This window comes from Achromobacter sp. 1011811831 (assembly GCF_059760905.1).
On the sequence record NZ_JCBANG010000061.1, the window covers coordinates 25,792 to 40,552 of the forward strand.

At 63.7% G+C, this 14,761-nt stretch carries 14 protein-coding genes; 3 read left to right on the forward strand and 11 right to left on the reverse strand.

Features of this window, described 5'->3' with window-relative positions; translation table 11 throughout:
- Positions 1–62: 62 nt before the first annotated feature.
- The 7 genes from hscB to uvrB all read right to left on the reverse strand — a co-directional run bounded on the left by hscB (position 63) and on the right by uvrB (position 6,286).
- Positions 63–575, reverse strand: coding sequence for a Fe-S protein assembly co-chaperone HscB (hscB, locus tag AC6LJ9_RS20785; protein ID WP_498149054.1), 513 nt, complete (start codon positions 573–575; stop codon positions 63–65).
- 3 nt (positions 576–578) lie between these two features.
- Positions 579–902: an iron-sulfur cluster assembly protein IscA gene (gene iscA / locus AC6LJ9_RS20790; protein WP_212312613.1), complete on the reverse strand. Its 324-nt coding sequence runs from the start codon at positions 900–902 to the stop codon at positions 579–581.
- Between the two features lies 1 nt (position 903).
- Complete coding sequence (gene iscU, locus AC6LJ9_RS20795; RefSeq protein ID WP_212312612.1) at positions 904–1,305, reverse strand: Fe-S cluster assembly scaffold IscU; 402 nt, start codon at positions 1,303–1,305, stop codon at positions 904–906.
- Positions 1,306–1,338: 33 nt separating this feature from the next.
- Positions 1,339–2,550 (reverse strand): IscS subfamily cysteine desulfurase, encoded by a 1,212-nt coding sequence (locus tag AC6LJ9_RS20800; RefSeq protein ID WP_498149055.1) that lies wholly within the window; start codon positions 2,548–2,550, stop codon positions 1,339–1,341.
- Positions 2,551–2,572: 22 nt separating this feature from the next.
- Positions 2,573–3,112, reverse strand: a complete 540-nt coding sequence (iscR, locus tag AC6LJ9_RS20805) for a Fe-S cluster assembly transcriptional regulator IscR (protein WP_103275064.1) — start codon at positions 3,110–3,112, stop codon at positions 2,573–2,575.
- A 188-nt stretch (positions 3,113–3,300) separates the two neighbouring features.
- A complete protein-coding gene (locus AC6LJ9_RS20810) occupies positions 3,301–3,792 on the reverse strand; it encodes a low molecular weight protein-tyrosine-phosphatase (protein ID WP_103275065.1) in 492 nt (163 codons plus the stop codon).
- Positions 3,793–4,051: 259 nt separating this feature from the next.
- Positions 4,052–6,286, reverse strand: coding sequence for an excinuclease ABC subunit UvrB (gene uvrB, locus AC6LJ9_RS20815; RefSeq protein WP_498149056.1), 2,235 nt, complete (start codon positions 6,284–6,286; stop codon positions 4,052–4,054).
- Between the two features lie 76 nt (positions 6,287–6,362).
- On the opposite strand from uvrB, the gene AC6LJ9_RS20820 reads away from it, so the two are divergent.
- The 3 genes from AC6LJ9_RS20820 to AC6LJ9_RS20830 all read left to right on the forward strand — a co-directional run bounded on the left by AC6LJ9_RS20820 (position 6,363) and on the right by AC6LJ9_RS20830 (position 8,663).
- Positions 6,363–7,562 carry an amino acid aminotransferase gene (locus tag AC6LJ9_RS20820; RefSeq protein WP_212312611.1) on the forward strand — a complete coding sequence of 400 codons (1,200 nt, stop codon included), beginning with the start codon at positions 6,363–6,365 and terminating at the stop codon, positions 7,560–7,562.
- A 165-nt stretch (positions 7,563–7,727) separates the two neighbouring features.
- Positions 7,728–8,378 carry a transcriptional repressor LexA gene (lexA, locus tag AC6LJ9_RS20825; protein WP_498149061.1) on the forward strand — a complete coding sequence of 217 codons (651 nt, stop codon included), beginning with the start codon at positions 7,728–7,730 and terminating at the stop codon, positions 8,376–8,378.
- 27 nt (positions 8,379–8,405) lie between these two features.
- Positions 8,406–8,663, forward strand: coding sequence for a hypothetical protein (locus AC6LJ9_RS20830; protein ID WP_498149057.1), 258 nt, complete (start codon positions 8,406–8,408; stop codon positions 8,661–8,663).
- On the opposite strand, the gene lon is transcribed toward AC6LJ9_RS20830, so the two are convergent.
- The 4 genes from lon to tig all read right to left on the reverse strand — a co-directional run bounded on the left by lon (position 8,653) and on the right by tig (position 14,647).
- Positions 8,653–11,103: an endopeptidase La gene (lon, locus tag AC6LJ9_RS20835; RefSeq protein ID WP_498149058.1), complete on the reverse strand. Its 2,451-nt coding sequence runs from the start codon at positions 11,101–11,103 to the stop codon at positions 8,653–8,655. The genes AC6LJ9_RS20830 and lon overlap by 11 nt on opposite strands.
- Before the next feature lie 173 nt (positions 11,104–11,276).
- Positions 11,277–12,575 carry an ATP-dependent Clp protease ATP-binding subunit ClpX gene (clpX, locus tag AC6LJ9_RS20840; RefSeq protein WP_212312605.1) on the reverse strand — a complete coding sequence of 433 codons (1,299 nt, stop codon included), beginning with the start codon at positions 12,573–12,575 and terminating at the stop codon, positions 11,277–11,279.
- A 102-nt stretch (positions 12,576–12,677) separates the two neighbouring features.
- Positions 12,678–13,331 (reverse strand): ATP-dependent Clp endopeptidase proteolytic subunit ClpP, encoded by a 654-nt coding sequence (gene clpP / locus AC6LJ9_RS20845; protein ID WP_212312603.1) that lies wholly within the window; start codon positions 13,329–13,331, stop codon positions 12,678–12,680.
- A 5-nt stretch (positions 13,332–13,336) separates the two neighbouring features.
- Positions 13,337–14,647 carry a trigger factor gene (gene tig, locus AC6LJ9_RS20850; protein WP_498149059.1) on the reverse strand — a complete coding sequence of 437 codons (1,311 nt, stop codon included), beginning with the start codon at positions 14,645–14,647 and terminating at the stop codon, positions 13,337–13,339.
- Positions 14,648–14,761 lie beyond the last annotated feature (114 nt).

Here is a 14,761-nt window from a genome sequence, read left to right on the forward strand (position 1 = left end):
TTTTTCTGCTCAGTGGGCGCAGCCCGGCCGCAAGTTCGGTGGCGGCCGTCCGGCGCCCTGGACTATTCCGCCGGTTGCGCGTGGGCCAGCTCCTGCGCCAGCTTCTCCACGAACATCCATTCCCGCACTTTCTGCCCCGCCGCCGCGTAGTCCTTGTCCACGTCTAGCAGTTGCGCCAGGCGCGCGCGCATCTGTCCACGCGCCTCCTGCAGCTCTGCTTGCAGCGATGCCAGCGCAGCGGCATCGCCGCGCGCATCGTCCAGCGCTTCGCGCCAGCTCATCTGCTGCATCAGGAACGCCGGATCCATGGACGTATTGCTCTCGGTCTGCAGGTCCACGCCCGCCTGTTCGCACAGATAGCGCGCCCGCAGCATCGGATCCCGCAGTTGGCGATAGGCCTCGTTGGCCCGCGCCGCCCATTGCATCGCCACCCGGCGCTCGGCCGGGCTGGCGGTGGCATAGCGGTCTGGGTGCACCTGCGCGGCCACAGTGCGCCACGCCGATTCCAGCATTTTCGTATCGAGGTCGAAGCGCGCCGGCAAGCCGAACAGGCTGAAGTGATCGTCTCCAGCCAAGACTTACACCGTGAACGACTCGCCGCAGCCGCAGGTCGCCTTCTCGTTGGGGTTGCTGAACTTGAAGCCTTCGTTCAGGCCTTCGCGCGCGTAGTCGAGCTCGGTGCCGTCCAGATAGGCGAGGCTCTTGGGATCGACGTAGACATTCACGCCGAAGCTCTCGAAGACCATGTCCTCGGGCGCCGCCTCGTCCACGTATTCCAACTTGTACGCCATGCCGGAGCAGCCCGTGGTCCTAACTCCGAGCCGCAAGCCGATGCCCTTGCCGCGCTTTTGCAAGTAGCGGCCGATGTGGTTGGCTGCCTTCTGGGTCAGGGTTACGGACATTTCAGTTCGCCACCTCGGCCGGAACCGAGTGCTTTTCCTTGTAGTTCTGCACCGCGGCCTTGATCGCGTCTTCGGCCAGGATGGAACAGTGGACCTTCACGGGCGGCAGCGCCAGTTCCTCGGCGATCTGCGTGTTGCGGATCGTCAGCGCTTCGTCCAGCGTCTTGCCCTTGACCCATTCGGTCACGAGCGAGCTGGAGGCGATGGCCGAGCCGCAGCCGTAGGTCTTGAAGCGCGCGTCTTCGATCACGCCCGATTCGTTGACCTTGATCTGCAGCTTCATGACGTCGCCACAGGCGGGAGCGCCGACCATGCCGGTGCCGACGGAGTCGTCCGACTTGTCGAACGAACCGACGTTGCGCGGGTTTTCGTAGTGGTCCAGGACCTTAGTGCTGTAAGACATATTGATTCTCCACGTATTTCAAGGCGCGGGCGCTTAGTGCGCAGCCCACTGCACGGTGTTCAGGTCGATGCCTTCCTTGGCCATTTCCCAAAGCGGCGACATGTCGCGCAGCTTGCCCACGCGGCTCTTGAGCAGTTCGACCGCGTAGTCGATTTCCTGCTCGGTGGTGAAGCGGCCCAGCGTGAAACGGATCGAGCTGTGCGCCAGCTCGTCGTTGCGGCCCAGGGCGCGCAGCACGTAGGAAGGTTCCAGGCTGGCCGAGGTGCAGGCCGAGCCGCTGGACACGGCCAGTTCCTTGATCGCCATGATCAGGGACTCGCCTTCGACATAGTTGAAGCTGACGTTCAGGTTGTGCGGTACGCGCTGGTCCATGTCGCCGTTCAGGTAGACCTCTTCGATCTGCGACAGGCCCGCCCACAGGCGATCGCGCAGCATGCGAATGCGCTCGTTCTCGGTGCCCATTTCCTCGCGCGCCAGGCGGAAGGCTTCGCCCATGCCGACGATCTGGTGCGTAGCCAGCGTGCCCGAGCGGAAACCGCGCTCGTGGCCGCCGCCGTGCATCTGCGCCTCGATGCGCACGCGCGGCTTGCGACGCACGTACAGCGCGCCGATGCCCTTGGGGCCGTAGGTCTTGTGAGCCGAGAACGACATCAGGTCGACCTTGAGCTTCTGCAGGTCGATTTCAACCTTGCCGGTCGCCTGCGCGGCGTCCACATGGAAGATGATGCCCTTTTCGCGGCAGATTTCACCCAGCGTTTCCACGTCCTGGATCACGCCGATTTCGTTGTTCACCATCATGATCGAGACCAACACGGTGTCAGGGCGCAGCGCGGCCTTGAACACGCCCAGGTCGATCAGGCCGTTTTCCTTGACGTCCAGGTAGGTCACCTCGAAGCCCTGGCGCTCCAGCTCGCGACAGGTGTCCAGCACGGCCTTGTGCTCGGTCTTGACGGTGATGATGTGCTTGCCGCGTTCGGCGTAGAAGTTGGCGGCGCCCTTGATGGCAAGGTTGTCGGACTCGGTCGCGCCAGAGGTCCAGACGATTTCGCGCGGATCGGCGTTCACCAGCTTGGCGACTTCCTCGCGGGCGCGCTCGACGGCGTCCTCGGACTCCCAGCCGAAGGCATGGCTGCGCGAGGCCGGATTGCCGAAGTTCTCGTACAGCCAGGGCACCATCTTGTCGACGACGCGGGGATCGACCGGCGTGGTGGCCGAGTAGTCCAGATAGATCGGGCGAGTGGTCATTTCTACAAACTCCTGATGCTGCTTATGCGGTGGCGTTGGCGGCGACGGTCGTGGTCGGGGCGTTGGCGGCGTTCGCGCCACCCACCCGGTTCACGCGCACGGCGCAGGCCTGGGCCTGATTGTTGGCTTCCTGCAATTGGCGCACGCGCTGCTGATCCACGAGATCCTGCAGGGACACCGAATCCAGGTAATCGACCATCTTGCGGTTCAACGTGGCCCAGAGTTCGTGCGTCATGCACTTGCCCGGCTTGCCATCGTTGCCGCTGGTACAGTCGCGCTTGCCACCACAGCTGGTGGCATCCAGCGGTTCGTCCACGGCGAAGATGATGTCGGCAACGGTCACGTTGCGCGCCAGGCGGGCGAGCGAATAACCGCCGCCCGGGCCGCGCACGCTGTCCACGAGTTCGTGGCGGCGCAGCTTTCCGAACAGCTGTTCCAGGTAGGAAAGCGAAATATTCTGGCGCTGGCTGATGGCCGCGAGAGTGACCGGACCGCTATGCTGCCGCATAGCCAGATCGATCATGGCAGTCACGGCGAAACGCCCTTTGGTAGTTAACCGCATGGTGGGTTCCCTGTGAATCGGCCATGGCCGCCAGAGAATCCAACGGCCAATACCCGAGTAATTGGCTCAAGTATAGCAAATTCCCGACTAAATTGGTATGGCTCGTAACCAGAAAAAACCGCGCTGACGCGCGGTTGATTCACTGCCAATTCAGTTCGGGCCAGCTATCGCCGACCCGAGCCAGGGGCTCAGGCCGCCTGGTATTGGGTAGCGCGCTTGCGGACCAGTTCGAGCACGCCTTGACAGGCGTCTTCCAGGTAGTCCAGCACCTTGCCGAAACCGTCGGCGCCGCCATAGTAAGGATCGGGCACGGTGGCTTCTTCGAACTCATTGGCGAAGCGCATCAGCAGCATCAGCTTGTGCTGATAGGCCTTCGGGCACTGCTGCTGCATGGCGGACAGGTTGTCCCAGTCCATGGCCAGGATGAGATCGAATTCGCGGAAATCTTCCGCGGTGACCTGACGCGCCTCGCAGTGCGTGATCTCGTAGCCGCGCTTGCGCGCCGCGGCCTGCGCCCGGGCATCAGGCGCCTCGCCGATGTGAAACGCGTGCGTGCCGGCGGAATCGATGCGAACCACGTCGCCCAAACCCGCGTCGTTCACCAAATGGCGAAACACGCCCTCTGCGCTCGGCGAGCGACAGATATTGCCCATGCAAACGAAAAGTACCTTGGTCATCATGCTGGCAAGTGTGCGGGAAAACCCGCGATAAGGCAAGCTTTTTTTGCGCTCAAAAGGGGTTTGCAGGACAAAATGTCGTGTCAATAATTTACTTTTAAATCAATGAATTGGAATAAAAAATCCAGACCTTCCCCGAGCTTGTCCGGGAAAAATCTGCGCAAAATTTGAACGCCTGATTGCGCTGCGCCAGAACAAATTTTTTCAGCTTGCCGTCAGCGATCAGACAGGTTCACGGGCGGCCTTATGAGCCGCCCGCAGCTCACACCGCCCCGTCCAGCAGGACGCGCTGCTTCAATGCCGTCAGGGCGTCGCGGGCGGCGGCCGCCTGTTCGAACTCCAGATTCCGGGCATGGTCCATCATCAGCTTTTCGAGGCGCTTGAGCTCACGCGCCAGCGCCTTTTCGTCGTTCAGGAATTCCGCTGGGACCGCCGCTTCCAGCGCATCGTGCTGGACCGGCGCCACGATGCCGTCGATCAGTTCGCGCACCGCCTTGCTGACACCGCGCGCCGTGATGCCGTGGTCCGCGTTGAACTGCAGCTGCTTGACGCGCCGCCGCTCCGTTTCCTGCATGGCCCGCTGCATGGAATCCGTGATGCGGTCGGCGTAAAGGATCGCGTGCCCATTGAGGTTGCGCGCGGCGCGGCCAATGGTCTGAATCAGGCTGCGTTCCGAACGCAGGAAACCTTCCTTGTCGGCATCCAGGATCGCCACGAGCGAAACCTCGGGAATGTCCAGCCCCTCGCGCAGCAGGTTGATCCCGACCAGCACGTCAAATGTGCCCAACCGCAGGTCGCGGATGATCTCCACGCGCTCGACCGTATCGATATCGGAATGCAGATAGCGCACCCGGACGCCGTGCTCACTCAGAAAGTCGGTCAGATCCTCGGCCATGCGCTTGGTGAGCGTGGTCACCAGCACACGCTCCGACACCGCCACCCTGGCCTTGATCTGGCCCAGCAGGTCGTCGACCTGGGTGCGCGCCGGCAGCACCTGCACCTCCGGATCCACCAGGCCCGTGGGGCGTACCACCTGCTCCACCACGTTGTCCGTATGCTCGCGCTCATAGGCGGCCGGAGTGGCCGATACGAACACGCACTGGCGCATGCGCGCCTCGAATTCCTCCAGCTTCAGCGGCCGGTTGTCCAGCGCCGAAGGCAGGCGGAATCCATATTGGACCAGTGTTTCCTTGCGCGACCGGTCGCCGCGGTACATGGCGCTCAGTTGCCCGATGGTGACGTGGCTTTCATCGATGAACATCAGCGCGTCGCTGGGCAGGTAGTCGATCAGCGTGGGCGGCGGCTCGCCCGGCGCCGCGCCCGATAGATGCCGCGAATAGTTTTCGATGCCCTTGCAGAAGCCCAGCTCCTGCAGCATTTCCAGATCGAAGCGGGTGCGCTGCTCCAGCCGCTGCGCCTCGACCAGATGGCCGTCGTCGACATAACGCTTGACGCGCTCGCGCAGCTCTTCCTTGATGGTCTCGATGGCGCGCAGGACGGTATCGCGCGGCGTTACGTAGTGCGAACCCGGGTACACCGTGAAGCGGGGCAGCTTCTGACGGATGCGGCCGGTCAGCGGATCGAACAGCTCCAGGCTCTCGATCTCGTCGTCGAACAGCGTCAGCCGCAGCGCCAGTTCGGCGCTTTCGGCCGGAAAGATGTCGATCGTCTCGCCACGCACGCGGAACACGCCGCGCGTGAACTCCGCGTCATTGCGGGTGTACTGCATGGCAACCAGCCGCGCCAGGATCTCGCGCCTGGAAATCCGGTCGCCCGAGCGCAAGATCAGCACCATGGCGTGGTAGTCGCCGGGATTGCCGATACCGTAGATGCAGGACACCGTGCCCACGATCACCGTGTCGCGGCGTTCCAGCAGGCTCTTGGTGGCCGACAATCGCATCTGCTCGATATGCTCGTTGATGGACGAGTCCTTCTCGATGAACAGGTCGCGCGTCGGCACGTAGGCCTCGGGCTGGTAATAGTCATAGTACGAAACGAAGTACTCGACCGCGTTCTTCGGGAAGAACTCGCGCATTTCGGCGTACAACTGCGCGGCCAGCGTCTTGTTGGGCGCCAGCACCAGGGCCGGACGACCCAGGCGGGCGATCACGTTGGCCATGGTGTAGGTCTTGCCCGATCCGGTCACGCCCAGCAGCGTCTGATACATCAGGCCGTCTTCCATGCCCTGGGCCAGGCTGTCGATGGCCGTCGGCTGGTCGCCCGCCGGCGGATACGGCTGGTACAGCTGGAATGGACTGCCCGGATACTCGACAAAGCCCGGGGCAGCGCCCGGAACGGTACTGTCCCCCCCCCCGCCGCCGCCCTCGCCGGCGCGCGTGCCGGCCTGCCCGGCGGACTCGTCCGCCAGGCCAGTCGCATTCAGGCCTGCATCCAGACCCTCCCCCAGACCTTCCCCCAGGCCCGCGCCCAGGCTTTCGTCCAGACTTTCAGCCTGCTTTTCGGCCGTTTTCCGGCCCCGTCGCTCGCTCTTGGACATGCTAGACTGTTCCCGAGGTAAACCCCTCATTATCCACAGCACCAATTCCTGCGTCCACCCAGCCCAATAGACTCCCATGAGCACCCTCTTCGATTCCGTCGAACTCGCGCCGCGCGACCCCATCCTTGGCCTGAACGAACAATTCAACGCGGACACCCGTCCCGGTAAAGTCAATCTGGGCGTGGGCGTGTACTACGACGACCAGGGTCGCATCCCTCTGCTGGGCGCGGTGCGCAAGGCCGAAGCTGCCCGCATCGAGGCCGCCGCGGCCCGTGGCTACCTGCCGATCGAAGGCATCGCCGGCTACAACAAGGGCGCACAGGCGCTGCTGCTGGGCAACGACTCCCCGCTGGCCGCCGCCGGCCGCGTGCTGACCACGCAGGCCCTGGGCGGCACCGGCGCGCTCAAGATCGGCGCCGACTTCCTGCACCAGTTGCTGCCGGGTTCCAAGGTCCTGATCAGCAACCCCAGCTGGGAAAACCACCGCGCCCTGTTTGAGCGCGCCGGCTTCGAAGTCGGCACCTACACGTACTATGACGCCGCCACCCGCGGCCTGAACTTCGAAGGCATGCTGGCCGACCTGAAGGCCGCGCCGGCCAAGACCGTCGTCGTGCTGCACGCCTGCTGCCACAACCCGACCGGCGTGGACCCCACGTTCGAGCAGTGGAAGCAGATCGCCGACGTCGTCAAGCAGAACCAGCTGGTCCCGTTCCTGGACATCGCCTACCAGGGCTTCGGCGACAGCCTGCAGGAAGATGCCGCGGTCGTGCGCATGTTCGCCGAGCAGGACCTGACGATGTTCATCAGCTCCTCGTTCTCCAAGTCCTTCTCGCTGTACGGCGAGCGCGTCGGCGCCCTGACCGTGGTGGCCGGCAGCAAGGACGAAGCCGTTCGCGTGCTGAGCCAGCTCAAGCGCGTCATCCGCACCAACTACTCCAACCCGCCCACCCACGGCGGCACGGTGGTGTCGACGGTGCTGAACTCGCCCGAACTGTTCGCCCTGTGGGAAGAAGAACTCGCTGGCATGCGCGACCGCATCCGCCTGATGCGCAAGCAGCTGGTCGAGAAGATCAAGGAACACGGCGGCAAGCAGGACTTCAGCTTCGTGCTGGCCCAGCGCGGCATGTTCTCGTATTCGGGCCTGAGCGCCGCCCAGGTCGACCGCCTGCGCGAAGAACACGGCGTGTACGCCGTCTCCAGCGGCCGCATCTGCGTCGCCGCGCTGAACAGCGGCAACATCGACAAGGTGGCCAAGGCCATCGCCGCGGTGCTCTGAGCCTGACGCCCGGCGCGGCGCCATGCCGCCGCTGGCAACTGGCGATGCAAGACGGGACCCATGCGGGTCCTGTTTTGTTTTGGCGGCGTGCGCTTGCATTTTTCCGTTATGTCCCCCAGAATGGCGCTGTATATATGTACAGTCCGCAAGCAACGGATCATCGCCATGGCCAGCAAACTCACGGAACGCCAGCAGCAAATCCTCGACCTCATCCGGCAAACCGTCGCGCGCACGGGCTTTCCGCCCACTCGCGCCGAAATTGCCCAGGCATTGGGTTTCCGATCTCCCAACGCGGCTGAGGATCACCTCAAGGCGCTGGCCCGCAAGGGCGCCATCGAGCTTACCGCCGGCGCCTCGCGCGGCATTCGCCTGAAGGACGCCGCCACGGCACCAGCGCAAGCCATGCTGCCCCACCCTGCCCTGGCCCAGCTGCTGCTGCCGCTGGTCGGCCGCGTTGCCGCGGGCAGCCCGATCCTGGCGGCCGAGCATGTGGAGCGCGAAGTCGGCGTCGACCCCGGCCTGTTCGCCCAGACACCCGATTACCTGCTGAAAGTGCGCGGCATGAGCATGCGCGACGCCGGCATTCTTGAAGGCGACCTGCTGGCGGTCAAGCGCGCCACCGAAGCGCGCAACGGCCAGATCGTCGTCGCCCGCCTGGGCGACGACGTGACGGTCAAGCGCTTGCAGCGCCAGAATGGCCGCCTGGAACTGCTGCCCGAGAACCCCGATTTCGCCCCCATCATCGTGGACGCCGAACAGGAATTCGCGCTGGAAGGCATCGCTGTCGGGTTGATCCGCACTCAAGCCCTGCACTGAACACCCGCCATCGCGGCTGACGCGGGCTTGGCCAAGCCCGGCCGCCGCAACATCGATCGCTACACCGCGACAGGAAACCCCGCCATGGCGGGGTTTTTGTTTGGCGATGCATCGGGGCACGACACCATGCCGGCCCGGCGCCGACACGCACCTGGTATCGGCGACAGCTCGACCAAAAGCCCAATGCCGACGCCAGGCGCATCCATCGGAGCCATCGGCGCCGCCAAAAAAGAAAAGCGCCGCGTAAGCGGCGCCTTTCTCATCTACCCAGGTTTCAGTGCTTGAGCACCGGATCCGTGCTGCCCGGTTCCGCCGGCTTGGCCACCAGCGGTTCCTTCACGGCGTCTTCCTCGGCCAGCGGCTCCGGCAGACGCTCCAGGGCCAGCTCCAGGACCTTGTCGATCCAGCGCACCGGCACGATTTCCAGATGGTTCTTGACGTTGTCCGGAATCTCCGCCAAGTCCTTGACGTTTTCTTCCGGAATCAAGACCGTCTTGATGCCGCCGCGATGCGCCGCCAGCAGCTTTTCCTTCAGGCCGCCGATGGGCAAGACTTCGCCGCGCAGCGTGATCTCGCCGGTCATGGCGACGTCGGCGCGCACCGGGATACGCGACAGGGCCGACACCATGGCCGTGGTGATCGCGATACCCGCGGACGGACCATCCTTCGGTGTCGCGCCTTCCGGCACGTGCACGTGCATGTCGTGCTTCTCGAACACGCTGTCCGCGAAGCCCAGGCGCCGGGCGCGCGAGCGCACCACGGTGCGGGCGGCCTCGACTGATTCCTTCATGACGTCGCCGAGCGAGCCCGTGCGCTGGATCACGCCCTTGCCGGGCATGTCCGCCACTTCGATCGTCAACAGGTCGCCGCCAACTTCCGTCCAGGCCAGTCCGGTGACCTGGCCGATCTGGTTTTCCTTCTCGGCCATGCCAAACGTGTAGCGACGCACGCCCAGGTAGTCGGACAGATTTTCACCGGTGACATTGACCACCTTGGCTTCCGGGGTCTTGCCCTCGGCCTTGGCCTTGTCGCTCTGGGTGAGCAGCTGCTTGATGACCTTGCGGCAGATCTTGCCCACTTCGCGTTCGAGCGCACGCACGCCGGCTTCCCGGGTGTAGTAGCGCACGATGTCGCGCAGCGCGGACTCGTCGACCGTCAGCTCGTTGTCCTTGACACCGTTGTTCTTCATCAGCTTGGGCAGCAGATGGTCGCGGGCGATATGGATCTTTTCCTCTTCGGTGTAACCCGACAGGCGGATCACTTCCATGCGGTCCAGCAGCGCCGGCGGAATGTTCAGCGTGTTGCTGGTCGCGACGAACATCACGTCGGACAGGTCGAAATCGACCTCGATGTAGTGGTCCTGGAACGTGTGGTTCTGTTCGGGATCCAGCACTTCCAGCAGCGCCGACGAGGGATCGCCGCGGAAATCCATGCCCAGCTTGTCGATCTCGTCCAGCAGGAACAGCGGGTTGCGCACGCCGACCTTGGTCATGTTCTGGACGATCTTGCCGGGCATCGAGCCGATGTAGGTGCGGCGATGACCGCGGATCTCGGCTTCGTCGCGCACGCCGCCCAGGGCCATGCGCACGAACTTGCGGTTCGTGGCCTTGGCGATGGACTGGCCGAGCGAGGTCTTGCCCACGCCCGGAGGCCCGACCAGGCACAGGATCGGCGCCTTGACCTTGTCCACGCGCTGTTGCACCGCGAGGTATTCAAGGATGCGCTCCTTGACCTTCTCGAGGCCGTAGTGGTCGTTGTCCAGCACCGTCTCGGCGTTGCTGATCGAGTTGTTGATCTTGCTCTTCTTCTTCCAGGGAAGATTGATGAGCGTATCGATGTAGTTGCGCACCACCGTGGCTTCGGCGGACATGGGCGACATGAGCTTGAGCTTCTTGAGCTCGGCGTCGGCCTTCTTACGGGCCTCCTTGGGCATGTGCGCGGCGATGATCTTCTTTTCGAGTTCCTCGATGTCAGCGCCTTCCTCGCCTTCGCCCAGTTCCTTCTGGATGGCCTTGACCTGTTCGTTCAGGTAGTAGTCGCGCTGGCTCTTCTCCATCTGCTTCTTGACGCGGCCGCGGATACGCTTTTCGACCTGGAGGATGTCGATTTCGGTTTCCAGCTGCGTCAGCAGGCCTTCAAGGCGCTCGGAGGTGCCGACGATCTCGAGCATCTTCTGCTTCTGCTCGAGCTTGAGCGGCAGGTGCGCGGCGATCGTGTCGGCCAGGCGGCCGGCGTCGTCGATGCCGGCGAGCGAGGTCAGGATCTCGGGCGGGATCTTCTTGTTGAGTTTGACGTACTGCTCGAACTGGGCAACGATCGCGCGGCGCAGCGCCTCGGTCTCGGAGCCCTGGATGGCGTCCGGCTCGATCGGGGTGACCTGGCAGGTAAAGTGCGAATCCGCGTCTTCAATGGTGTTGATGCGGGCGCGCTGCGTGCCCTCGACCAGCACCTTCACGGTGCCGTCGGGCAGCTTCAGCATCTGCAGGATGCCGGCGACGCAGCCAATTTCGTAGACGTCTTCGGGAGTGGGATCATCCTTGCCGGCGGACTTTTGCGCCACCAGCATGATGCTCTTGCCCGCTTCCATCGCAACTTCCAGCGCGCGGATCGAGCGCGGACGGCCGACGAACAGCGGGATGACCATGTGCGGGAACACCACCACGTCGCGCAGCGGCAACAGCGGCAGGTCGATCGGGTCGGAAGGCAGGGTCTGGCTGGCAGACATAGATGGTTCCTCGGTATGACTCGGCGTATCGGGGACAGAGAAGGCCCGGAAACATGGGCGCCCTCGTCAGTTACGTCTGTTATGGGAACAATAGCCGAAAATTCAAGATCCCGGCGTCCTGGTGGCCAACAAGGCCAAAAAAACCCGTTACATGAACGGGTTTTCTTGAAATGTCAGGCTGCGGCGTCGCGGACTTCCCCGCGCTCCGGCTTTTCCGAAGCGCCGGCCTCGTCAGCGTAGATCAGCAAGGGCTTGCCGTCGCCTTCGATGACATTCTCGTCCAGCACCACGCGCTTGACGTTGCCTTGGGAAGGCAGGTCATACATGGTGTCGAGCAGCGCCTGCTCGATGATGGAGCGCAGGCCACGCGCGCCGGTCTTGCGCTTGAGTGCCTTGCGGGCGATGGCCGCCAGGGCGGTGGTACGCACGTCCAGTTCGGCGCCTTCCATCGCGAACAGCTTCTGGAACTGCTTGAGCAGCGCGTTCTTCGGTTCGGTCAGGATCTGGATGAGAGCAGCCTCGTCCAGCTCATCGAGCGTGGCGACCACCGGCAGGCGGCCGACCAGTTCGGGGATCAGGCCGAACTTGATCAGGTCTTCGGGCTCGACTTCGGAGAAGAGTTCGCCCACGCCGCGCTCGGACTTGGCCCGGACCGAGGCCGAGAAGCCGATGCCGGACTTTTCGGTACGGTCGCGGATGACCTTTTCCAGGCCGTCGAAGGCGCCGCCGACGATGAACAGGATGTTGGTCGTGTCGACCTGGACGAAGTCCTGGTTCGGGTGCTTGCGCCCGCCTTGCGGCGGCACCGAGGCCACCGTGCCTTCGATCAGCTTCAGCAGCGCCTGCTGCACGCCCTCGCCCGACACGTCGCGGGTGATGGACGGGTTGTCGGACTTACGCGAGATCTTGTCGATTTCATCGATGTAGATGATGGCGCGCTGCGCCTTCTCGACCTCGTAGTTGCAGTTCTGCAGCAGCTTCTGGATGATGTTTTCGACGTCTTCGCCCACGTAGCCGGCTTCGGTCAGCGTGGTGGCGTCGGCCATGACGAAGGGCACGTTCAGCATGCGCGCCAGCGTCTGGGCCAGCAGGGTCTTGCCCGAGCCGGTCGGGCCGATCAGCATGATGTTGCTCTTGGAGAGCTCGACCTCGTCGCCCTTGATCTCGCCGTGGCGGATCCGCTTGTAGTGGTTGTAGACCGCCACCGCCAGCATGCGCTTGGGCAGCGACTGCCCGATTACGTACTGGTCCAGGAAGGTCTTGATTTCAGCCGGAGTGGGCAGTTCGGAACGAATCGCCGCGCGCGCGGTTGCCTGCGCTTCCTCGCGGATGATGTCGTTGCACAGGTCGATGCACTCATCGCAGATGAATACCGACGGACCTGCGATCAGCTTGCGGACTTCGTGCTGGCTTTTATTGCAAAACGAGCAATGCAGCACCTTAGCGTCTGCCGATCCCTTTTTTTCAGGCATATGTATTTCGTATCTCAGGTAACGACGCGCCAGGCCCGAAGGACCCGGCGCAGCCTACGCATACTCGAACGTGATGGCAGCTGGTTCGGACGAGCCGGAAAGTCAGCCTTCCGAACGGGAGGTCATCACCTTGTCGACCAGTCCATACGATACCGCATCTTCGGCGGACATGAAGTTGTCACGTTCCGTGTCCAGGGCGATGCGCTCGACGGGCTGGCCGGTGTTCTGGGCCAGGATGCGGTTCAGGCGCTCGCGCAGATCCAGGATTTCGCGGGCCTGGATCTGGATGTCAGAGGCCTGGCCCTGGGCGCCGCCCGAGGGCTGGTGAATCATGATGCGGGAGTTGGGCAGCGTGAAACGCTTGCCCTTCTTGCCCGCCGCCAGCAGGAACGCACCCATGCTGGCCGCCAGGCCGGTGCACAGGGTGGACACGTCCGGCTTGACGAACTGCATCGTGTCATAGATGGCCATTCCCGCGTACACCGACCCGCCGGGCGAGTTGATGTACAGGGAAATGTCCTTGTCAGGATTCTCCGATTCCAGAAACAGCAACTGGGCGACCACCAGGTTGGCGGTCGCGTCGTTGACCGGGCCCACCAGGAAGATGAGCCGCTCGCGGAGCAGACGCGAGTAGATGTCGTAGGCGCGTTCGCCGCGCCCCGACTGCTCGATCACCATGGGAATGTAGCCCAGGCCGGTGGGGGTCACCGAAGACCCGCCATTCATTGCCGCATAGAAATCGGTGAATCTCTGCATAGTAGTTACGCCATCCCCATCAACTGATCGAAAGCCACCTTTTCGTCGGTGACCTTGGCTTTTTCCAGAACGTGCGCGACGACATTGTCTTCCAGCACGATAGCCTCGATTTCAGCACGACGCTGGCGGTCAGCCAGGTAATAGCTGACAACCTGGGCGGGTTGTTCGTAGTTCTGGGCGAACTCTTCGATGCGGGCACGGACCTGTTCCGGCTTGGCTTGCAGCTGGGCTTGCTTGACCAGCTCGGACACCAGCAGGCCCAGGCGCACGCGGCGCTCGGATTCGGTGGCGAAGGCTTCGGCGGGGATCGGCACCGACTCGGCGTTGGGGATGCCGCGCTGCTTCAGCTCTTCGCGGGCGGCGGCCACGCGGCCTTGCACGTCGTTGTCAACCAGGGCCTTCGGCACGTCGAACTTGCCGGCTTCGACCAGGGCGTCCATGACGCTGGCCTTGGTGCGGCCTTGCGAACGCGTCTTGACTTCGCGCTCGATGTTGCTGCGGATGTCGGCCTTGAGCTTTTCCACGTCGCCTTCGGCCTGGCCGAGGGACTTGGCGAATTCGCCGTTCAGCTCGGGCAGCACGCCTTCAGCCACTTCCTTGACGGTGATGGTGAATTCGGCGGTCTTGCCGGCGACTTCCTTGCCCTGGTAGTCATCGGGGAACTTGAGCGGGAAGACCTTGGTCTCGCCGGCCTTCAGGCCACGGGCGGCTTCCTCGAACTCGGGCAGCATGCGGCCCTGGCCCAGCACGAAGGGGAAGCCTTCGGCCTTGCCGCCTTCGAAGGGCACGCCGTCGATGGTGCCGGCGAAGTCCAGAGTGACGCGGTCGCCGTCTTGCGAGGCGCGGCCTTCACGGGCTTCGAACGTGGCGCGCTGCTTGCGCAGCACATCCAGGGTCTGCTGCACTTCGGCGTCGGTCACGGCGGTTTCGTAGCGCGTGACGGCCAGGCCCGACAGGTCAGGCACGGCGACTTCGGGATAGACCTCGAACGTGGCGGTGAACGCCAGCGTGTCGTCCGAGATGCCTTCGGTCTTGGGTTCCAGGTTCGGGGCACCAGCGACGCGCAGCTTGGCGCCGTCGACGGCTTGTTCGAAAGCGCGGCCGACCTGGCTGTTGATCACGTCATAGCGGATGCCGGGGCCATGGCTGCGTTCGAGCATGGCGAGCGGAGCTTTGCCGGGACGGAAGCCGGGCACCTTGGCGGTGCGGGCCACGCGCTTGAGCTGCGCCTGGACTTCCTTTTCGACGTCGGCCACCGAAACGGCCAGATCAACACGGCGCTCCAGGCCGGAGAGGGTTTCAACCACAGGCTGCATTAAAAGACCTATTTTCCGAAAAATGAATGGTGACGGGCGGATAAACGCGGCATTTTACCGGAAACTTCCGGATCCCTGACGCGACGGGGCGCGGGCCCCGGATAAATCCGGATG